The organism is Flavobacterium chryseum (assembly GCF_004362015.1).
GTDB lineage: Bacteria > Bacteroidota > Bacteroidia > Flavobacteriales > Flavobacteriaceae > Flavobacterium.
The window spans coordinates 35,141-56,539 of sequence record NZ_SNWW01000006.1 but is presented as its reverse complement, the minus strand read 5'-3'; the positions used below and the strand labels follow the sequence as shown (position 1 = coordinate 56,539).

24 protein-coding genes are annotated in these 21,399 nt (G+C 35.4%); 19 read left to right on the top strand and 5 right to left on the bottom strand.

Annotated features, from left to right (window positions below; translation table 11 throughout):
* Positions 1-93: 93 nt before the first annotated feature.
* The gene (locus EV143_RS12755) at positions 94-720 is read right to left on the bottom strand and encodes a nitroreductase family protein (RefSeq protein WP_133508325.1); all 627 of its coding nucleotides are present in this window, start codon (positions 718-720) and stop codon (positions 94-96) included.
* A 77-nt stretch (positions 721-797) separates the two neighbouring features.
* On the opposite strand from EV143_RS12755, the gene EV143_RS12750 reads away from it, so the two are divergent.
* From EV143_RS12750 to EV143_RS12740, 3 genes are all read left to right on the top strand, one after another.
* Positions 798-1,196 (top strand): winged helix-turn-helix transcriptional regulator, encoded by a 399-nt coding sequence (locus EV143_RS12750; protein ID WP_243739855.1) that lies wholly within the window; start codon positions 798-800, stop codon positions 1,194-1,196.
* Positions 1,197-1,464: 268 nt separating this feature from the next.
* A complete protein-coding gene (locus EV143_RS12745) occupies positions 1,465-2,439 on the top strand; it encodes an aldo/keto reductase (RefSeq protein WP_133508324.1) in 975 nt (324 codons plus the stop codon).
* 71 nt (positions 2,440-2,510) lie between these two features.
* Positions 2,511-3,428, top strand: coding sequence for a helix-turn-helix domain-containing protein (locus EV143_RS12740; protein WP_133508323.1), 918 nt, complete (start codon positions 2,511-2,513; stop codon positions 3,426-3,428).
* A 92-nt stretch (positions 3,429-3,520) separates the two neighbouring features.
* Here EV143_RS12740 and EV143_RS12735 read toward each other — a convergent pair whose 3' ends face one another.
* From EV143_RS12735 to EV143_RS12725, 3 genes are all read right to left on the bottom strand, one after another.
* The gene (locus EV143_RS12735; RefSeq protein WP_133508322.1) at positions 3,521-4,594 is read right to left on the bottom strand and encodes a M23 family metallopeptidase; all 1,074 of its coding nucleotides are present in this window, start codon (positions 4,592-4,594) and stop codon (positions 3,521-3,523) included.
* A gap of 122 nt (positions 4,595-4,716) precedes the next feature.
* Positions 4,717-5,523 (bottom strand): helix-turn-helix domain-containing protein, encoded by an 807-nt coding sequence (locus EV143_RS12730; RefSeq protein ID WP_133508321.1) that lies wholly within the window; start codon positions 5,521-5,523, stop codon positions 4,717-4,719.
* A 132-nt stretch (positions 5,524-5,655) separates the two neighbouring features.
* Complete coding sequence (locus EV143_RS12725) at positions 5,656-7,071, bottom strand: aldehyde dehydrogenase family protein (RefSeq protein ID WP_133508320.1); 1,416 nt, start codon at positions 7,069-7,071, stop codon at positions 5,656-5,658.
* Positions 7,072-7,423: 352 nt separating this feature from the next.
* Between EV143_RS12725 and EV143_RS12720 the strand changes: the two genes are divergently transcribed.
* The 15 genes from EV143_RS12720 (at position 7,424) to bshB1 (ending at position 19,024) form a co-directional block, all read left to right on the top strand.
* Entirely contained in the window at positions 7,424-7,846 is a 423-nt protein-coding gene (locus EV143_RS12720; RefSeq protein ID WP_133508319.1) for a putative quinol monooxygenase, read from the top strand.
* Positions 7,847-7,922: 76 nt separating this feature from the next.
* Complete coding sequence (locus EV143_RS12715) at positions 7,923-8,348, top strand: nuclear transport factor 2 family protein (protein WP_133508318.1); 426 nt, start codon at positions 7,923-7,925, stop codon at positions 8,346-8,348.
* Positions 8,349-8,473: 125 nt separating this feature from the next.
* A complete protein-coding gene (locus EV143_RS12710) occupies positions 8,474-9,565 on the top strand; it encodes an alkene reductase (RefSeq protein WP_133508317.1) in 1,092 nt (363 codons plus the stop codon).
* Between the two features lie 218 nt (positions 9,566-9,783).
* Positions 9,784-10,566, top strand: coding sequence for an alpha/beta hydrolase (locus EV143_RS12705; RefSeq protein WP_133508316.1), 783 nt, complete (start codon positions 9,784-9,786; stop codon positions 10,564-10,566).
* A 178-nt stretch (positions 10,567-10,744) separates the two neighbouring features.
* Positions 10,745-11,323 (top strand): Crp/Fnr family transcriptional regulator, encoded by a 579-nt coding sequence (locus EV143_RS12700; RefSeq protein ID WP_133508315.1) that lies wholly within the window; start codon positions 10,745-10,747, stop codon positions 11,321-11,323.
* A gap of 135 nt (positions 11,324-11,458) precedes the next feature.
* Positions 11,459-11,923, top strand: coding sequence for a DinB family protein (locus tag EV143_RS12695; protein ID WP_133508314.1), 465 nt, complete (start codon positions 11,459-11,461; stop codon positions 11,921-11,923).
* 214 nt (positions 11,924-12,137) lie between these two features.
* A complete protein-coding gene (locus EV143_RS12690) occupies positions 12,138-12,818 on the top strand; it encodes a metal-dependent hydrolase (protein WP_133508313.1) in 681 nt (226 codons plus the stop codon).
* A gap of 37 nt (positions 12,819-12,855) precedes the next feature.
* Complete coding sequence (locus EV143_RS12685) at positions 12,856-13,689, top strand: AraC family transcriptional regulator (RefSeq protein ID WP_133508312.1); 834 nt, start codon at positions 12,856-12,858, stop codon at positions 13,687-13,689.
* Between the two features lie 269 nt (positions 13,690-13,958).
* A complete protein-coding gene (locus tag EV143_RS12680; protein WP_133508311.1) occupies positions 13,959-14,504 on the top strand; it encodes a carboxymuconolactone decarboxylase family protein in 546 nt (181 codons plus the stop codon).
* 21 nt (positions 14,505-14,525) lie between these two features.
* A complete protein-coding gene (locus tag EV143_RS12675; protein ID WP_133508310.1) occupies positions 14,526-15,392 on the top strand; it encodes an alpha/beta fold hydrolase in 867 nt (288 codons plus the stop codon).
* 84 nt (positions 15,393-15,476) lie between these two features.
* Complete coding sequence (locus EV143_RS12670; protein ID WP_133508309.1) at positions 15,477-15,890, top strand: nuclear transport factor 2 family protein; 414 nt, start codon at positions 15,477-15,479, stop codon at positions 15,888-15,890.
* A gap of 43 nt (positions 15,891-15,933) precedes the next feature.
* Positions 15,934-16,836, top strand: a complete 903-nt coding sequence (locus tag EV143_RS12665) for an alpha/beta fold hydrolase (RefSeq protein ID WP_133508308.1) — start codon at positions 15,934-15,936, stop codon at positions 16,834-16,836.
* 4 nt (positions 16,837-16,840) lie between these two features.
* A complete protein-coding gene (locus tag EV143_RS12660) occupies positions 16,841-17,608 on the top strand; it encodes a sulfite exporter TauE/SafE family protein (protein WP_133508307.1) in 768 nt (255 codons plus the stop codon).
* Between the two features lie 84 nt (positions 17,609-17,692).
* A complete protein-coding gene (locus tag EV143_RS12655; RefSeq protein WP_133508306.1) occupies positions 17,693-18,313 on the top strand; it encodes a pyridoxamine 5'-phosphate oxidase family protein in 621 nt (206 codons plus the stop codon).
* Positions 18,314-18,316: 3 nt separating this feature from the next.
* Positions 18,317-19,024, top strand: coding sequence for a bacillithiol biosynthesis deacetylase BshB1 (gene bshB1, locus EV143_RS12650; protein ID WP_133508305.1), 708 nt, complete (start codon positions 18,317-18,319; stop codon positions 19,022-19,024).
* Positions 19,025-19,203: 179 nt separating this feature from the next.
* Here bshB1 and EV143_RS12645 read toward each other — a convergent pair whose 3' ends face one another.
* Positions 19,204-19,665, bottom strand: coding sequence for a VOC family protein (locus tag EV143_RS12645; RefSeq protein WP_133508304.1), 462 nt, complete (start codon positions 19,663-19,665; stop codon positions 19,204-19,206).
* A 344-nt stretch (positions 19,666-20,009) separates the two neighbouring features.
* Between EV143_RS12645 and EV143_RS12640 the strand changes: the two genes are divergently transcribed.
* Positions 20,010-21,338: an amidohydrolase family protein gene (locus EV143_RS12640; protein ID WP_208111273.1), complete on the top strand. Its 1,329-nt coding sequence runs from the start codon at positions 20,010-20,012 to the stop codon at positions 21,336-21,338.
* The last annotated feature ends 61 nt before the right edge of the window (positions 21,339-21,399 follow it).

Sequence of the window (21,399 nt, the reverse complement as noted above, 5' to 3'; positions counted from 1 at the left end):
CTATTTTTTAAAATTTTACTTGCATTAAAAATATAAAGCGAACTGAATATCAAAGAGATACATGCGCTCGCCAATAAAAAATTAAGGCAGTTATTACAGTTTAGTTGAAAATTCGTCGATTGGCAGACGGACTTTTGGGATCGAAGCCAGGTAATCGTTTGCAGTATCACGATATCCCAGAGAAATAATCACTGAAGCGTGAAGATTCTTTTCTGTTAAACCCAAAACTTCATTGAATATCTCCGGATTAAAACCTTCCATAGGCGTAGCATCTATTTTAAGTTCAGCAGCTGCAATTAAGGCAGTTCCTAACCCAATATACGCCTGTTTGCTCGAGCAAATAGCGTTTTGTTCAGGAGTTTGGGTAGAGAAAAAAGAGATTAGTGTATCTCTGAAATCGTTAAGCGCTCCGATTTCCAAATTTCGTTGTCCTTCCATCATTGCTGTGTAGTCCGCAATGTACTCGCTGGTTACCTTGTTGAATGCGGCAAAAACCAGTAGGTGAGATGAATCCTGAATTTGCTTGTTGAATGACCCCTCGGCTAACTTTTGTCTTATTTCCGGATTAGTTATCACAATCAAGCGATAAGGCTGTATCCCGCAAGAAGAAGCGGTGAGGTTGATGGCTTCGATAATTTGGTCAATTTTATATTCGCTGACCAGCTCCTCTGAATATTTCTTAACAGCATAGCGCCATTGTAAATTTTTGATTAATTCCATTTTTTATTATTTTAATTGCAAAGCTATAGTATTGATGTGTATATTTGTAACTAAGTGACAAAAAGTTATAGTGACAAATGGGTAACCACATAAATGAGATGAAAGAAGAATTCGATCCTATAAAAGACTGCAGCCATAAAATATTGGCTATTAGCGATACAATGGATATTTTAAATGGAAAATGGAAAATGTCTATTATAGCATGTTTGTGTTATAAGTCGATGCGCTATTCCGAATTGCTGAGGGAAGTAAAAGGTATTTCCGGCAAAGTACTTAGCCGCGAATTGAAGGATTTGGAAATGAATGAACTAATTGAACGCATAGTGCTAAACACTGCGCCTGTTGCTGTAGAATACAGGATTACAACTTATGGTAATTCTCTTAAAGAACTTACAAATACCATAGCAGATTGGGGATTTATTCATAGGGAACGTATTATTTCCGGAATGAAAAACTCGATGAGCGAAAAGGGTTAAAAATATGGATTTCAGTGAGCAATTGCAGGTATAAACAGTGATTATTACTGTTAAACTTTAAGGGATATTTTACTTTTTTTACTAAAAACGAGAATTATTATAAGATCTGTAACAAGTTGCTTTTTGATGTTTTTATATCAAAATTGAAGAAGTATCGGACTTACAACGAAAGTGATTTCCTTATTTTGGAAAAACAATCCCCTGATTAGGCTAAATCTGGTAGAGTACATCTAACGACCTTTGTTATTATTAATTTAAAACAAAAAAGATGAACAGGAAATTAGGTAAAAATGGCCCTTTGGTTTCAGCAGTTGGTTTAGGTTGTATGGGAATGTCTGGTGCATACGGACAAAGCGATGAAAAAGAATCTATCGCAACAATACAAAGAGCCCTCGAACTCGGTCACAATTTTTTAGATACTGCTGATTATTATCTTGCAGGTCATAATGAACAGCTTATCGGAAAAGCTTTAAAAGGCAAAAGAGACAAAGCTTTCCTCTCGGTAAAAACGGGGCAGTTAGTTTCTCCTACGGGACCAGGTCCGGTTAGTGGGCATCCGGATTACATTCGTAATGCTGTTATGAACAGCCTGCAACGCTTAAAAACCGAATATATCGATTTGTATACTCTGGCAAGAGTTGATCCTACTATTCCTATTGAAGATACGGTTGGAGCATTAGCGGAGCTTGTTTCAAAAGGAATAGTACGTTATATTGGTCTTTCCGAAGCATCTGCTGAATCTATTAAAAAAGCGGCTGCAGTGCAATCTATAACAGCACTGCAAATAGAATATTCGCTTTGGACCCGTGATATTGAAGCTGAGGTACTACCCACAATTCGCGAACTTGGTATTGGACTTGTTGCTTATTCTCCGCTAAGTAGAGGTTTTCTAAGTGGTGAATTTATGAAAGCTGAAGATGTTCAAGGTAACCGACTCCATATGCCACGTTTTCAGGGGGATAATTTCCATAAAAATGTTGAACTGGTCGAAAAAATTAAGACTTTGGCTGATGAAAAAGGATGCACTACATCTCAGTTAGCAATTGCATGGGTTCTGGCACAAGGTCAGGATATTATAACCATTCCTGGTACAAAACGCAGAAAATACCTTGAAGAAAACATTGCATCTGAAAATGTTCAGCTTACCATTGAAGATTTAAAAACTATTGAAATTATAATGCCTGCTGGAGTTGTATCAGGTACTCGTTATCCTGAGAAGTTCATGAATAGTTTAAATCGATAAAGTTATTTTTAATATACAGTTTTGTGACAGAAGAGGGGCAATATTTTAAATATAATACTTAAATTAACAATATGAAAAAGCATGCAACTACTCCCTATATATTTGAATCTTTGACAGATTTGCATCGCATGCTAGGGCTGCCAAAGCCTTTGCATCCTTTGATAAGTTTGGTCGAAAATAATGACAATAAATTAGATTCAAGTCAACTGCCTCAGTCTTTTGTATATAATTTTTATAAAATATCGTACAAAAAAAATCTTACCGGAAGGTTAAAATATGGGCAAGGTCATTATGATTTTGATGAAGGAGGCATGTTTTTTAAAGGGCCGAATCAGCTAAGTGGAAATGGAGAAAACAATGATGATCATTCTGGTTTTACAATGCTATTTCACCCCGATTTTTTAATGGCATATCCATTAGCAAAAAAAATAAAGGAGTATGGTTTTTTTTCATACTCGGTAGATGAGGCATTACATCTTTCAGATAAAGAAAGAGAAACTATCGTTTCGATTTTTAAAATAATTGATAATGAACTGCAAAATAGAATTGATGATTTTAGCCAGGATGTTATTATTTCACAAATTGAAACATTGCTAAACTTTAGTAATCGCTTTTACAAAAGACAATTTATTACAAGAAAGGCTATTAACAATAGTTTATTGCAAAAATTAGAGGCGTTTTTAGAAACTTATTTTAATAGCGAAGAGATTAGAAGAAAAGGAATTCCGACTGTTCAATTTCTTGCAGAAAACCTAAAAATTTCACCAAACTATTTAAGTGATATGTTGCGAAGTCTGACAGGCCAGTCTGCTCAGCAACATATACACGAAAAATTAATTGAGAAAGCCAAAGAAAAAATATCTGCCACTAATTTAACAATTAGTGAAATTGCTTATGAGTTAGGTTTTGAACACCCTTCATCGTTTAATAAATTATTTAAATCAAAGACTAATATGTCTCCATCAGAGTTTAGACAATCTTTCAATTAAAGTCAGTTGAAAAAAAGATTTGCATTTTATTAGCTGACCAATATTGTTCAGAACCTACTCTCACATTTCTTTGGCTAATCTATTGTCTGACATTACTTGGTTTCAATAATATTTCCTGTCTCAGCCAAGCCGGATTTTATTGTATGAGATGTTTTTCCGGTTACTAGATTAATATTCGAAAAATAGGAAGGAAGACCTTCAGCAGCATTAGTTATATCAGTTCTAATCTCAAAATGAAGGTGTGGAAAAAACGAGCTGCCCGAAACACCAATTTGTCCAATTTCCTCCCCGGATTTTACCAAATCTCCCTTTTTAAACTTTAAACTATTTTCTTTTAAATGGCCATACATACTTACTGAACCATCTTTATGCTCAATTGCAATGCAATTTCCATATAATTCCAAAGGATTTTCTTTAAGCTTCGGGACATCAAAATTTTTATCGTCTTTGTGATCGCCTTTCGCATAAAGTACTTTTCCATCAGCAACTGCATAAACTGAATTTCCAAAACCAAAATAATCAGAATTGCTTTCCCCTTTGTTTTTAAATTGATTGTTGTTAGCGTCAAGTATTACAAAATCATAGGCATAACGCATGAAATTTGATTTTAAATCCAACAATTTAATAGGCTCAAAATTATAGTCGAATCTTCGATGGTGTGAGTTGTAATCATGTCCATCATATACAAGTACGCGACCTTTTAAGGGTAATTTGTAATTTATTTCTTGTTGATATCTTTTAGGTAAAATAGTAGTTTTTACAACTGTTTCTTTCTCTTTAGAATTATTAAATGTCCATTCGAATTCTAATTTTGCCAAAGCAAATGAATTATCATATTCTGAAAATGGATTAAAAATTAAATTACTTTCCTCACCGTTCCAGTGACGATTTGGTACTAATAAAATACTGGGAGCAGTTCCATTATTATCAAGAAATCTGGTGTGAATCAAATGATTTTGACTGTCAAAAACCAAAACTTTAATACGTTGTAAAGTCAGTGTATCAGTAGATTGATTTGAAATTAAAAAATCAAAATTAAGAATCTGCTTAGTGTCGCTTTGTTCAATTAAAATGGAAGATGGTTCTGAACTAATCAAAATTTTATTTTGGCTATAAATTGAAATTCCCAACAAAAATAATACGGCAAAATAATACGGTTTTTTCATTTAGTCTTTATATTTAGTTATATATCTAAGACGATAAAAAAAAAATCTGGTTACAGCAATTATCTATGGTTTGAATCAGAGACAGGAATTTTATATTAATTACTTTAAAAATTACTGTAGAATTAAGAATGAAGTTTTGAAATTACCTTTGAAGGAGCAACCCCAAATTCCTTACTGAATGAACGTGAAAAATGAGAGATATCTTCAAATCCTACTTCAAGATAAACCTCAGATGGTTTTTGGCCCTTTTTAGTTATTAGATAGTAAGCCTGCTGCAGCCTTTTTTGCAGGAGCCATTTTCCCGGAGCCATTTTAAAGATCTTTTTAAAATCACGTTTGAAAGTCGTTAAACTTCTGCCGCTCATATATCCGAATCGTTCCATTGAGATATTAAATTGAAAATTACGGTTCATAAAAGCTTCCAGATCTATTTTTCCGGGTTCGCTAAAATCAAACAATACATTTTTGAGTTCAGGATTTGTTTTTAATAACAATAGTACAGCCTCTTTAGTTTTTATAAGCAGCATTTGTTCATTTTTACCATCTGTAGTAAGATCGAAGTAAGGCGAGAGCGACTGAATATAGTTCAGTAAAAGTGGCTGCGGCTGTATGTTTATAACGGCATCATTGGTAGCTGGCATATTGGCTGTAAATCCGTATTCTTTACTAAAATCTTTTAAAAAATTCTGGTCAAGACGAACTGATATAGTTTTATATTCTCCGTTTTGTGGTGGAATTTTAATATACTTAGCGAGACGGTTTCTTCTTGCCAGACAGAATTCGCCTGTCTGCACTGAATATTCTTTTTCAGCATCATTAATTACCAGCGATCCTGAAAACTGATACAGAAAAATATGTTCCGGAATAAACTGCTCGTTTGATAAATTTCGTGTTACGTAACAGGAATACAGAATGTTGGGACTTATCATTTTATAAAATTATTTTGTACTATAAATGTAAGCAGAATTGAAATTTTAAGACTTCAATTCTGCTTATTAAGTTAAGCTCGTTCTATCATCGATCATTATTCAGTTGATGCAATAGTAGAACCGAATTGTTTACTACAATGCAATCACTTTTGGTTCTACATATTCTTCAATACCGTATGCCCATGAAGTTCTGCCTATACCAGACTGTTTAAATCCTCCAAACGGAGATTTAGATTCTCTATTTACGGCCGTATTTATTAGTACTCGTCCAGATATAATTTGGCGTGCGATCTGTTTCGCTTTTTCTTCATTACCTGAACTGATATAGGCTGAAAGACCATAAATTGTATCGTTGGCTATATTTATGGCTTCCTCTTCTGTTTTATAGGTTATAACACAAAGAACCGGACCAAAAATTTCTTCTTTTGCAATGGTCATATTGGGCTCTACATTCACAAAAACTGTGGGCTTAGCATAAAATCCTCCAAGACCTTCGGGATGACCAAGTCCTCCTACAAGGATTTCGGCACCCTGATCCCAGCCGGACTGAATGTAGCGTTGAACAGTGTCATACTGTTTTTGACTTACCATCGGACCAATGAAAGATTCCGCGTTCCATAAATCACCAATCTTGATGTTTTTCACACTTTCTACAATGAGACTTTTGATTTCTTCCAATTTGCTTTCCGGAACAATTATCCTTGTTCCCGCATGGCAGGCTTGACCGCTATTGCTGAAGCCTATTGCCAATGCCAAAGGAATAGCTTTTTGAAGATCAGCATCTTCCAAAATAATGTTTGGTGATTTTCCTCCCAGTTCAAGTGTAACCCGTTTCATAGTTTCTGCTGCTTTGCTGCCAATTAATCTACCAATTTGAGTAGATCCGGTAAAGGTTACTACTGCAATATCAGGGTGAGCAGTAAGTACCGCTCCAACAACAGGACCCGTTCCGTTTACAATATTGATAACTCCATTAGGAACACCAGCCTGATCAAAACACTCCGTAAGGATCTGCGTTTGAATGGCACTTAATTCACTGGGCTTAATAACAATCGTACAACCCGCTGCAATTGCCGGGGCAAGTTTGCCACAAATGTGCGTATAATCAGCATTCCAGGGTGTAATTGCGGCTATTACACCCAAAGGCTCGTTTACAATAGTTGCGTACTCCAGCTGTTTTTCAAATTCGAAACTTTCCATCGCAGCTTTGGTATCGAGAAATATTTGTGCGGCATATCGTGTTCTTCCTTTGGTTGCTGAAATTGGAGATCCGTATTCTTCCACTGCCGCATTATTAAGGGCTTCTTCATTGGCAAGGATAGCATCGTGCAGGCGCTGCAGGATTTCGCCACGCTCTTTCAGGGTTGATTTTGAAAAAGTTAGAAAAGCTTTTTTTGCGGCTTCGATTGCCTTATTAGTGTCAACTTGATCGCCTAAATGTACAATACCAATTTTCTCTGCTGTTGCAGGATTGTAAAGATCCTGTGTTGCTGTGCCGTGCGGTGCTGTAAATTGACCGTCAACGTAAATTTTATCTATTATTTTCATCTTGTATGATTTAATTTAACAATGCAAAATTAGAGTGAAAATGAAGGAGCGACTTGACTCAGAAGTCCAAATTTGTTGTCCCTAAAGCTCACTACGATTTGATCCTGGTTATTATTAAACGAATTGGTTTTAGAAACTGAATATCTTTTTACAGTCGGTTACTATTAAATGTAAAATTGCGACATGCCTTTACATTTAAGCTTAGCATCTTTTCCTGAATCGTTAACTATTCTTCCCATGCAATTAAAAGTGGATAAAACTGCTTGAGATTTGTCAATTGATTTCTTATTATATGTCAATATCCACCTCAATAGTGCTCCCTAATTTTGTACTTCAATTAATCCTTAAATAAATGAAGACATACTCTGACACAATTAAAAAATGGGCTTTAACAGCTATACTAATTTTCACAACGCAAATTAGCGTGCGTGCACAACAATCAACACTGATTCAAGATACAAAGAGCACACCGCTTGTGTTGTGCATAAAATTTAAAACAAGTCCGGAAAATGCCGAAGCATTTAAAAATGTTTTAATTCAACTTTTCGACACCATTAGCCATGAACAGAATTTTGTAGCCGCAGATTTGCACCAGGCTATAGGCAAACCCGAGGAATTTCTGGTGTATGAGACATGGAACGATACTGTATCTCATTTTATCAATGTCCAAATGAAAAAAACATATGCTGTCGAATTTGAGAAAGTTTTAAAGCAAATGAATGTGGAGCGTTCTCCAGAGGCTTACACTTCTTTTGGACACTGGACTAAAAAATAATTAGCGGAAATTTTTTCACAGTTTACCGTAATCGCAAAATGCAAATTCAAAATTGAACCTTTTAAATTAGACAAAAATGAGTACTAAAACAGCTAAAGAACTGCTTGTCGCTTATCTTGAAAATATTGGCAATCCAGATACAGTAATAGAATTATTTGCAGAAGATGCTGCTATTGAACTTCCCTATCTTAAAAGTCTGGGGATGCCATGGCAAATGAAAGGAAAAGAGGTCATATTAGATTTTCTGCAAAATCTTCCAATAATGTTTCCTGGTTTTAAATTTGAAAATGTTCAAATTTTTATTGATACGCCAGATCAGGTATTTGGAGAATATGACGTTCATTGTACCAATGGAAAAACCGGACTTCCGTACGATCAGTCTTATATGGGCAGACTGGTGGCCGATAACGGAAAAATTAAACTACTTCGCGAAGCTTTGAACATGGCCGAGGTTGCCAAAAGTTTCTTCCCTGAAGCGGCAAATTATCTGCCTTTCGAATAATAAATTATACTTTTTATTTAATCAGTTTAAATTTCTAATGTAAAACAAAAAGCATGTTTTAAAACTGATCTAAATTTTAAGCAGCTATCAAAAATCACTATCATTTAACTTAAAAATACATTACAATGGACAATAAATTATTTTCTGAATACAAATTAGGAGACCTTACTTTAAAAAATCGAATAGTAATGGCACCAATGACAAGAGGCCGTGCCACCAATCCTGAACTTTTGGCCACCGATCTAATGGCTACTTATTATAAACAACGCGCATCAGCAGGTTTAATTATTACAGAAGGATGCTGGGTAAGCCCGGATGCTATTGGATATATAAATGTACCCGGTATTTACACTGATAACCAAACCAAAGCCTGGAGTCATGTTGTTGATGCGGTACATGATGCAGGAGGTAAAATATTTCTTCAGATTTCGCATGTGGGTTCCGTTAGTCATCCAGATCATCTGAACGGAAAACTGCCTCTGGGGCCTTCTGCTATTAATCCGAATGAACAAACATTTACCCCTGAAGGATTTAAAGATACTCTTGTACCACGCGAAATGACAGTTGAAGATATCAAAGGCATAATTGAAGATTTTCGCACCGCAAGCCTTAATGCAAAAAAGGCCGGTTTTGACGGAGTAGAAATTCACGGAGCTCATGTGTATCTTTTTCCTCAATTTTTGAGTTCAGAGACCAATCAGCGAACAGATTCTTATGGAGGTTCTGCAGAAAACAGAAGCCGTTTTGTAATCGAACTTCTGGAAGCTGTAACCAGCGTTTGGGGAAAGGGAAGGGTAGGATTGAAAATTAGCCCTGCGACAAGTTCCGGAACCTTAAAACCTAATGCGGATACTGAGCCTACTTTCCGTTATTTAGCCCAGGCGCTAAATCAATTTGATCTGGCTTATCTTCATGTTTTAGGACTGGAATCGGTTGTTGGTACTCCGGCAGAAGCATTTCAGGATGTTGCTTCTTATTTTCGACCATTGTATAATGGTACTCTTATGATTGGCGGTGGACTTGATTCCGAAAAGGGAGAAGCAATTTTAAGCTCAAACAATGCTGATCTTATCGCGTTTGGTTTGCCGTTTGTTGCCAATCCTGATTTAGTAGAAAGATATCGTACAGGAGCAGCACTTTCTCTTCCTAATACAGATCTTCTTTATACGGGTGGTGCTGAAGGTTATACTGATTATGAGACTTTCAAGGAAAATTAAGTAGTATTATATTTTTAAAAACTAAGGAAAGCTCTTAAACTATTTAAGAGCTTTTTTATTTAGGATAGTTAAGTACCATAAATCGTTGTCTGTTTCTATAAATAAGAAGATTAGGAAAAATAGTTAACATATCAGGAATATATGCCAAACATTTAATTGTGTATGATTTGCAACTTTGTATCGTCAAAAATGACAATTAGAATTTAAAAAATGAAGATATGAAAATGTTTAAATTTAAATCGTTAAAAAGCTTAGCTGTGGTTGCAGTCTTGGCTTTAAGTTCCGCTATTGCTCAAACTACAGTTGCACAGGAACAGATTAGTAAAAATGTTGTTTTGGTACATGGCGCTTTTGCGGATGGATCAGGTTACAAAAAGGTTTATGAAATACTGACCGATAAAGGTTATAATGTGCGCGTAGTACAGCTTCCGTTAACAGGACTTGCTGACGATGTTGCAGCGGTAAAAAGAGTTTTAGACAAATTAGAAGGGCCAACAGTATTAGTCGGACATTCCTGGGCAGGAGCTGTAATAGCTGAGACAGGAACAGATCCTAAAGTAGCGAGTTTGGTTTTTATCGCAGCTTTTGTTCCAGACGCGGGAGAGACAGTAGCGCAATGGGCTTCGACTTATCCTGCAACTCCTGAAAATGGAATTACAGGCCCGGATCAATATGGCTATTTGTTTTATAGTAAAGCTAAATACCATGTAGGTTTTGCAGCAGATATCAGCCAAAAAGAAAGTGATTTTATGGAAGCTTCACAGGTTCCGATCCTTGCAGCTTCATTTGGAACAAAACTTTCAAATGCAGCATGGAAAAATAAACCAAGTTTTGCTATTGTAACACTTGAGGATAAAAATATTCATCCTGACCTGCAACGCAAAATGTATAAGCGTGCAAATGCAACAGTAATTGAGATTAAATCGAGCCATGTGGTTTATATATCGCATGCTGCAGAAGTAGCAGATTTAATTGTAAAAGCATCAAATACAAAGAAATAAGATTGGTGAATGATTCAGTATTTACTGATGAGAAGAAAGATTTTTGGTGATATATTACTTAAAAACTAAGATTCATTTTAGAAGTAATTCAAATTTTGACCCTATTTTTATCAGTAAATCCATTTGGTAATTGTTTTATCTTTACGCTGTAATTAACCTGTATTTTAATTAAGATTATATGTTTGAGATATTTGCTCAATACTTGCAAAGTAAAATAGAACTCAGAGATCAGGAACTAAAAATGATCGAAGAGGTTTGCGTGGTACGAAAACTTAGAAGAAATCAGTATCTATTGCAAGAAGGAGATATTTGGCGTTATAACGCATTCATAACCAAAGGATGTTTGAGGACTTATAGTATAGACGACAGATCAATGGAACATGTTCTGAATTTTGCTATTGAAAATTATTGGATAGGTGACAGGGAAAGTCTTCTAAATGGTACACCATCCCGCTTTAATATAGATGCCATAGAAGATAGTACTGTGTTATTAATCAGTAAGGAAAATTTTGCCGGACTGATGAAAAACATACCTCAATTTCAGGATCTCGTTAATTTAATAATCGAGAGAAGTTTTGTGGCAAGCCAGGATCGTATCAATAACAGTATCAGTCTTAATGCAGAAGAAAAGTATGTTCGATTTATCGAGAAACAGCCACAGATTGCGTTACGGGTTCCACAGCACATGATTGCTTCCTATTTAGGAATGACACCTGAAACGCTGAGCAGAATAAGAAAACAGAGTTCGAAAAAATAATACGGAAATAAATTCCAACCTTCAGGCACTTGATATATATCAAGTGCTTTTTTATTTTATATCAATTGTTTACGGCGTTATTGAAATTATTTTTGTGTACTGCTAATTTTAAAAATTTCACTAATATAATAATTGATGGAAACGACAAAAGTATCTGAGCGAAATATGGAAAGGAGCATTATATATCAGGCATGGCTCTTACAGAACAGGAAGATTAGCGATCTTGTTCACAAGCTTAATGACGAAGACTTAAAAAAGGATGTTGCTTTTGGCAGAAACAGCGGACTTTATCTGTTAGGGCATTTAATTGCCAGTAATGATCTCTTGCTGCCTCTTTTTGATTTTGGAGCAAAAATGTATCCCGAGTATGAGAAAATTTTCTTGTGCTGTCCTGACAAATGCGCTCAAAATTTTCCAGCCGTAAAAGAGGTAAAATCACATTGGTTTGCCTTAAATGAACACCTGATTCTGAAATTTGCCACAATAAATGAAAAGCAATGGATTATTGAGAGCGATAAATCACTTCACCAATTAAAAACGATGCTAACAATTGTAAATCATCAGTGTTATCACCTGGGACAACTTACTTTTCTATTGTAGTAACATATACGTTAATCGTAAAGCCTTGATATTTTATCAGGGCTTTTTTTATGCAATGTTTAGATTTGAAGTACTAGTTTGGGCAGAAGCTGACTTTTTATTCCATAATTTTTTTGAGTAATATGTAAATAATAATGCTAAATTTATAGCTTTAAATTACCCCTTTAAATCCTGCTAAATTTTAAGTTGATTACTAATTCTTAAATTTATAAATATGAAGGTAACTTATTTTGGACATTCCTGTTTTTTAGTGAATGCCGGCGGAAAAAACATCTTATTTGATCCTTTTATTACTCCAAATGAATTAGCAAAAGATATTGATGTAGACCAGATTAAGGCAGATTACATTTTTTTATCTCACGCGCATTACGATCATATTACCGATGTAGTCAGAATAGCCAAAAATACAGGCGCTATGGTACTTGGTAATTTTGAAATTTATAACTGGCTCCTGAAAAGCGGCATTGAAAATTCTTTTCCAATAAATCCCGGAGGTAAAAAAGAGTTGGATTTTGGTTCTGTTAAGTGTGTTGTTGCACAGCATTCCAGCAGTTTCAGCGATGGAAGTTACGGAGGAATTGCCTGTGGTTTTGTCCTTACCACTCCGGACGGAAACTTTTATTACAGCGGAGATACAGCACTAACAAACGATATGGCAATTATTCCAAAATTTACAAAACTTGATTTTGCTGTTTTTCCTATTGGTGACGGACTGACAATGGGAATCGAAGAGGCTGTTGAAGCTTCTAAACTCGTTGAGGTTAATAAAATATTAGGCGTTCATTATGATACTTTCGGTTTTATTGTAATGGATCATCATAAAGCAACTCAAAGTTTTAATGAGGCAGGATTACAACTCTATTTACCGGCAATTGGAACCACCATAGAATTATAATTTTACTTAATTTTACTTCTAAATAATATAAGCAGACATGATTTATAGTGGAGACAGCAAAGAGTTGCTAATTCTGGAGGAATTGGATAACATAAATAAAGATATACTTTTTAAAAGCGGTGATACCGATATGACCTTACTTTGGAACAAAGGAGAGGAAATGAAAATTATGATCGATAAAGTTGAATATAATTTAAACAAGAACGATGTTGTATTTCTAACTGAATACCACAAAATTGACAGCTTAGATTTAGACTCGGTTCGGTTTCTCCGCTGGAATCAATCTTTTTTTTGTCCTATTAATCATGACAACGAAGTGGGTAGCAAAGGGCTACTGTTTTTTGGTGCGACAGGTGTACCGATTGTAAATATCATAGAAAATGAAATTAAATTCCTTGAAAATTATTGGGAAAACTTTTCAAATGAGATGTCTGCAAAAGACAACCTTCAGAAAGACATGCTGCAGTCGATATTAAAACAGATTTTGATTTTTTGCGCCAGAAGTTTAAAGAAGTCTGCGAATTACGACCGTTTAGAAAAAAGCCAGGTAGATATTATTCGCGAATTTAACTTTTTAGTCGAAGGGCATTTCTCCAAGCATCACGATGTAGCCTTTTATGCTTCTAAATTAAATAAGTCTCCTAAAACGCTTTCCAATCTTTTTGCACTGGCTTCCAATCGTCCTCCCATAAGTATCATTCACGACAGGATTATGCTCCATGCAAGAAGACAGATCAACTATACCAATTTATCCATAAAGGAAATTGCATATGATTTAGGTTATGAAGACATTCAGACTTTCAGCCGGTTTTTTAAAAACAAAGAAGGTGTTTCACCAATTCAGTATCGCGAAAAATTAAAATTAAATTAGCAACATCAAGCTAATTATAAAAGTGCTCTACTCAGGGCACTTTTTTTTGTCTCTATTTTTATCTGATTTGTAAACTATTTTTTGAGATTTTACTACTTATAAAGACATTCTAAATCCCTTCTAGATCTTATTTTCTTTTTATTTCTCCTATTTGGGAAAAAAGGTTAACTCATCGGGAAAATGTGACTAACTCCTGCCACTATAAGTATTGCAACTTTGTACTGTCAATAACGACAATCAAAACGAATATAAATTTAATAATTAATATCATGGCACGATTAACAGCTTTAGACCCAGATCAAACAGATGGTAAATCAAAAGAATTATTTACTGCAATAAAAGGTAAAATGGGCATGGTTCCCAATATGATGAGAACGATGGGAAATTCACCAGCAGTACTAAACGGGTATCTTGGATTGAGTACTGCGCTTAACAGTTCATCACTTACACCAAAAACAAGAGAACTAATTTCTCTAATGATTGCAAATCAAAATGGATGTGATTACTGTAATTCAGCACACAGTTTCATTGGAGGAAAAATAGGAATTGATGCTGATGCTCTGGCTCAGGCAAGAATTGGAGTTTCATCAGATGAAAAAACAAACGCAGCTTTAGAATTTGCAAAAGCAGTACTTGATACGAAAGGAAATGTATCTGATGAAGCAATAGCAAAATTTAAAAGCGCAGGTTATCAAGAGGAGCAGATTGCAGAAATAGTGGCTGCTGTTTCATTGAGCATTTTTACAAATTACTTTAACAATACCGCCAAAACAGAAATTGATTTTCCGAAACTGGCACCAATTCACCAAAACTAATAATAAACCAAAAAAATAATTATGAAAACAACTTACCACACAAGAAAAATCAACGGAGTTGAAATTTTTTACCGCGAAGCAGGAGACAAAAACAAACCAACTTTAGTATTACTGCACGGTTACCCAACATCTTCTCATATGTTTAGAAATCTGATTGTAGATTTATCAGACAAATATCATTTGATTGCGCCGGATTATCCCGGATACGGAAGAAGCGAGCAGCCACCAATGAAAGACTTTGATTATACTTTTGAAAACATGGCCGGCATCGTAACTACGCTTTTGGGTGAGCTTGACATACAAAAATACAGCCTTTATTTAATGGACTACGGAGCACCAATCGGGTTTAGAATTGCAAGTGCCAGTCCGGAGAAAATAGACACTTTAATAATTCAAAATGGCTGTGCTTATGATGAAGGTCTTGAAGCATTTTGGGATCCAATTAAAGCCTATTGGAAAAATAGAGATGATAAAGAGGCCGAGGCTACACTTAAAACTTTTCATTCTCCTGACGGATTAAAATGGCAGTATACGCATAGCGTACCTGATGAAAGTGCCATATCTCCTGATAATTGGGAAATTGATTTAAGACACTTGGAACGTCCTGAAAACGGAGCGATTCAGCTTGCTATGTTTTATGATTATCAAACCAATGTGGTATTATATCCAAAATGGCAACAATATTTTAGAGATCATCAGCCAGAAACTTTAGTCGTATATGGTAAAGATGATTATATTTTTCCAGGCGTAGGAGCAGAGGCCTTCAAAAAAGATTTGAAAAATCTGGAATTTCATTTATTTCCAACCGGACACTTTGCTTTGGAGAGCTACGGAAAAGAAATCGGCGAACTGATCAGTGACTTCCTTGACAGAAAAGTAAACAAATAAGCATAAAATTTCATTCTGCAATTGTCATGAGATATTGCAGAATGAAATTATAATTACAAACCCATAAATCATTAAATCAAAAACATGGAAAAAAAATATCCTTTACCGCCTTTTACCCTTGAAACAGCGAAAGAAAAAATTCAGCTTGCAGAAGATGCCTGGAATAGTATGGATCCCAAACGAGTTTCTGAAGCTTACACCAAAGACAGCGAATGGCGTAACAGAACCGAATTTGTAAACGGCACGGAAGAAATTATAGCACTTTTGACCCGAAAATGGCAAAAGGAGAAAAATTACAAATTAAAAAAAGAATACTGGGCGCATAACGAAAATAGAATCGCAGTACGTTTTGAATACGAATTTCAGACAGCAGACGGCAAATGGTTCAGAGCTTACGGCAATGAAAATTGGGAATATGATGAAAACGGCCTAATGCAAAAAAGATATGCCAGTATCAACGATCTCGAAATTGAGGAAAAAGACAGAAAGTTTAAATAATCAGAAGACATCTTAAATTGTAAAACCTTTAAAAGCATTTATCATGGCAACAGCTATAAATTATAACCAGGACAACATTGATTATAATGTTTACTACCAATATGTTACTGTAGAAGGAATCCAGATTGGATATAGAGAAGCAGGTGTGTCAAATCAAAATGTACTGTTTTTACTTCACGGATATCCAAGTTCGTCTGTTATGTTCAAAATGATAATTCCCATTCTGGCGAAACATTTCAGAGTTATTGCCGTAGACCTTCCAGCCTTTGGATTCAGCGATATTCCGAGTAAGGATGATTTTGATTATACTTTTAAAAATTATGGTGCATTAATCTCGGCATTTATGCTGGAAATGAAAATTAGCAAAGCAAGTTTTTATCTTTTTGATTATGGAGCTCCTATTTTAATGCACAGTATTGTTGAAAATCCTGATAGTGTTGAGATGCTGATTTTTCAAAATGGCAATATTTACATGGAAGGTGTTGGAGATAAATTAAAGGAAATAAAAAAATTGTACGATGAAAACACCAATGAAAGTGCTTTACAATTAAATAAATTTTTTGAGTTGGATTATACCAAGTGGGAATATGTGAACGGTGTGACAAATAAAAACAGAATTATGCCCGAAACGTATCTTTTAGATCAATTTCTATTGGAGAGAGAAGGTGTAAAGACCATTCAAATCAATTTAAAAAGAGATTACAAAACCAATATTGAACTGTATCCGCTTTGGCAGGAAGCCCTTAAAAAACTTCAGCCACCAACTTTGATCGTATGGGGAGAAAATGATGAATTTTTTAAAAGAGAAGGAGCAGAACTGTTGCAGAGGGATATATCCAATTCCAAACTGATTTTTTATCCTACCGGACATTTTGCGCTTGAAGAATTTGGGTTAGAAATAGCCAATGAAATCATCGCATTCTGGCAGTTAAATTTTAAAAATTAATATCATGGAACAGTATGCTTTTGATATTTTGCTATTCTTTGCCGCATTGGCCGGAAGTGTGCTCAACGCGGTTGCAGGCGGAGGAGGGTTTATCGCTTTTCCGAGTCTTGTTTTTGCAGGAGCTTCCCCCGTAAATGCAAATGCAATTAGTACAGTAGCACTCTGGCCAGGCAATATCGCAAGTGCAAAAGCATTTCGGAATGATATAAAAGCTTCGCGAAGAACTTTAATTTACCTGCTTTCGATATCAGGATTGGGAGGTTTTTTAGGAGCCATGCTTTTAATTTTCGCTTCCTCAAAAACGTTTGGATTTTTGGTGCCTTATTTTCTGTTGTTTTCATGGCTGCTGTTTTCTTTCAGTTCTAGGATTTTGGAGTATTTCAAATCACGCAAAGAGACTCAGACAAGTTTTAGCTACGATCACAAAAAATTTGCGCCACTTTTGATATTGGGTATTTACGGAGGCTATTTTGGCGCAGGACTCGGAATGATGGTTTTGACCGTATTTACTTTTTACGGAATGAAAAACCTAAATGAAATGAATGGGCTGAAAGTGCTAATGGTTGCGGTAAACAATGGTGTTGCAGCGTTTACACTTTTATTCTCGGGATTTATAGACTGGCATTTTACCCTAATTATGATCGCAGGAGCGCTTATTGGCGGTTATTACGGAGCTTCGCTAACACGAAAAATAAATCAGGATACACTAAAAAAAATAATAATCGTAATAGGTGGAATAATAACCCTATATTTCTTTATAGCTAAAACATGACGCTGCCAGCATCATTTTTTTAGGATTTGGCATGCATTACAATTTTTCTCTACTATAAAATTCTAACAACTTAAATCTTTAATTATGAATTATGCAAAATTAGCTTTTACAGATGCTGTTAAAGACCTGCAGGAAAAACAGGGAAGCAGAAATGGTTATGACAGAATGGAAAAAATGTCGGTAGTTGACGGACTTACCGATAATGAAATTTATTTTATAGAGGATCGTGACAGTTTTTATATGGCAAGTTTCGGAGAGAATGAATATCCGTATATACAACATCGCGGAGGTCCAAAAGGATTTATGAAAGTCATTGATAATAAAACTATTGGCTTTGTTGATTTTGTGGGAAACAAACAATATATATCTACTGGAAATATCGCCACCAATAACAATGTGGCGATCATTATGCTTTCTTATCCGCACCGTGCCAGACTCAAACTGTATGCCAAGGCAAAGATTGTAGATCTTGAAAATGATCAAAAATTATACGATATGCTGAAACCCGAAGACTATAAATTTCGTCCCGAGAGAATGATGGTATTCGAAATTCAGGCCTACGACTGGAACTGTCCGCAGCACATTACGCCGCGATATACAACCGCGGAGATCGATGAGGCGCTTATGCCCCAGAAGGAATACATCGTAAGCTTGGAGAATAAAGTAAAAGCACTGGAGGAAAAACTGGGAATTAAAGAAGATTAAGATATGAGTATTGATATTTTAGCATTCGGGGCACATCCTGATGATGTGGAATGTGCTGCTGCAGGAGTGATTTTAAAAACGATAAGCAATGCAGGAAAAGTCGTTATTGTAGATTTAACCAAAGGAGAGCTAGGCAGTTTTGGCGATGAGGACACCAGAAATAAGGAAGCAGCGGAGGCAGCAAAAAAACTTGGTCTTTTTGGCAGAGAGCAGTTAAATCTAATGGACGGCAATATTGAAAATACGCATGAAAACAGGCTGAAAGTAATTCAGATTATTCGCAAATATCAGCCTAAAATAATTTTGGCCAATGCTGTTTTTGACCGTCACAGTGATCATAAAAAGGCAGCCGATCTTGTAAGCGAAGCTTCATTTTTATCTGGATTAATAAAAATAGAAACTTATCATGAGGGCAAGGCGCAGCATAAATGGAGACCAAGAGCAGTTTATCATTACATCCAGGACTATTTTATTAAACCAGACGTTGTTGTTGATATAAGCGATTTTTTTAATCAAAAAACAGAAGTGATCAGGACTTATAACTCCCAGTTTGTTTCTGCGGCGGATTCAAGTGCTGCAGGTATACTAAATCTCTTGAAACAAATTGAAAGCACCAATCAGATTTTTGGCCGTGCAATAGAGGTAAAGTATGCAGAAGGATTTACATGCGAGCGATATATCGGCACAAAAGATTTAATGGATCTTATATAAATGAGAACAGGTTTAGTCAGCAAAGATTAGGTTATATAATTAAGAAATGCGCCCCAGTAGAGATTATCTCCGCTAGGGCGCATTTAAATTTACTGCTTATAAAATTTGCACTATTGAGATACATATAGTATTTCTGAAGGCCTGCGGAGAAATTTTAGCCATCTTTTTAAATAAAGCGCTTAATTTCCTATGATGGTATTGGTCTGGAAAATATTTATTTTATTCCCATCTACGTCCTGAATCATAGTACAAAGCATTTTGTCGCCTGCGATATAAAGTTCGCGCCATACAAATGTCACTCCTTTTTCTTCAAGCTCTTGTGAAGCTACGGCAAGATCATCCACCTGTAGCACAATAGATTTATTCCCGATTGGAATCAGATGTTGTGGTGCTTCTGCAAAAAGCTCATCAATTCGTTTTGCATTTGGCACCTGCAAAAGTTCAAGACGAAGTTCTCCGGCTTTTATAATAGCCGTTTCTGCAGATCCGGCAGGAATAGTAAAGGTTACACGGCTTACAAGATCAAAACCGAAGATTGATTTGTACCATTCGATAGACTGATCTAAGTCGGCAACGGTAAAAGCAACATTGTAAAGAGAAAAAGAGGCAAGACCCTTTTTATTTAGTGAAGTAGTTTCCATATATGAAAAAAATTAAAATTGTTATTTAAGACCTGTAAAGTGTATTATTTAAAGCGCAAATTTCCGACAAAAGATCTTTTTGCTGATTGACATTTGATAGGAAAAGAATTGATTTATATCAAGATTAATAGGCAAAACAGTTTCATCACCTCTAAGATTTTCGGTTTATATTGTTCGCTTTTTTATAAAATCCGTGCACGGTAGCTGCAATTATAAAGTTTTCAAGCCTAAATAACCTTTTTATTAGGCTTGACCATTTATAGCTATTATATAGTCAAATACAGCTATTATACCTCATAATGTGTAATTATATTTGTAAATATAAATTGTTTAAACTCAAAAAAATGATAAAAAGTAAAAAGACAGCGATCATAAATACAAATTTATTTGATGGAAATAATGCTTTGGGAATTAAATCTGTATTATTTGAAGATGGAAAAATTGTAAAAATATTTGATTTCATACCACAACAAGCAGAAAAAGTCGATGGTATTTCTTTAAAGAATGCTGAGATAATTGATGGTACAGGTACTACTTTATTGCCCGGATTAATAGACGCCCATGTTCATACTTCAGAAGACTCACTTGCAGACGCATTAAAATTCGGGATAACTACTGAATTAGAAATGCAAGGTGGTATGACCAAAAGAGGCCGTGAAATGCAAATAAAAGATTGGAGTAATGTAGCCGATGTTCGCTCATCCGGAATGGCTCTTACAGCTCCCGGCGGACATCCCGACGAATTAATTCCTAAAGAGGATGGGATACCAGGTTTTATCCTGAAAAAGATGGAGAAAATGACCGAGCAGGAAAAACAAGATTTTATAGCCTCTTTTGAGGAGAGAAACAAAGAAGATGCTGTTAAACTGGATGTTACAACGGTTGAAGGTGCTGTGGAGTTTGTAAACAGACAAATGGAAAATGGAGCCGATTATTTTAAAATAATGATTGAAGAAGGGACTGTGATGAACGCGCCCGGTTTACCAATGATAAGACCTGATGTGCTAAAAGCTGCAGTTGATGAAGCTCACAGATTAGGCAAAATTGCAATTGCACACATATTAACTGCTGAAGCCGCAAAGACCGCAATTGAGGTAGGTGTTGATGGGCTTGCACACTTATTTATAGACAGACCTGATTGGACTCCTGAACTGATAAAATCTATTGCAGATAAAGGTATTTTTGTTACGCCTTGCCTCGTTTTGAATTCGTCGATAATTGGCAATTCTGCCTGTCATATTGCAAAAGATGAAAGGGTCGAACCTAAGCTAAATGAAGATTGGAAAATGACTATGTGCTCTTGTTTCAATACTTTTCCATCAGGTAATATGGAGGATAATTACAATAATGTAAAAGATTTATTTGACGCAGGTGTAGATATACTTACAGGTACAGATGTATCGGTGCCTATGGCACATCTTGGAGGTCTTGCTCATGGAGTAAGCGTCCATCATGAAATGCAATTATTGGTTCAGGCAGGCTTAACTCCAATAGATGCTTTAAGGTCAGCTACTTCAGTAACTTCCAGAAGATTTAGTTTAAATGACAGAGGCATTATTGCTGAAGGAATGAGAGCTGATTTACTTTTAGTAAAAGGTAATCCAACTGAAAATATTTCAGATACTTTATCTATAGTAGATATTTGGAAAGAGGGTAAGTCTTGTCCTAAATAATTTAGTTGTTGAACGTACCTACTTAGAATATTGAATCAGATTGTGAACCATTAGAAAGGAA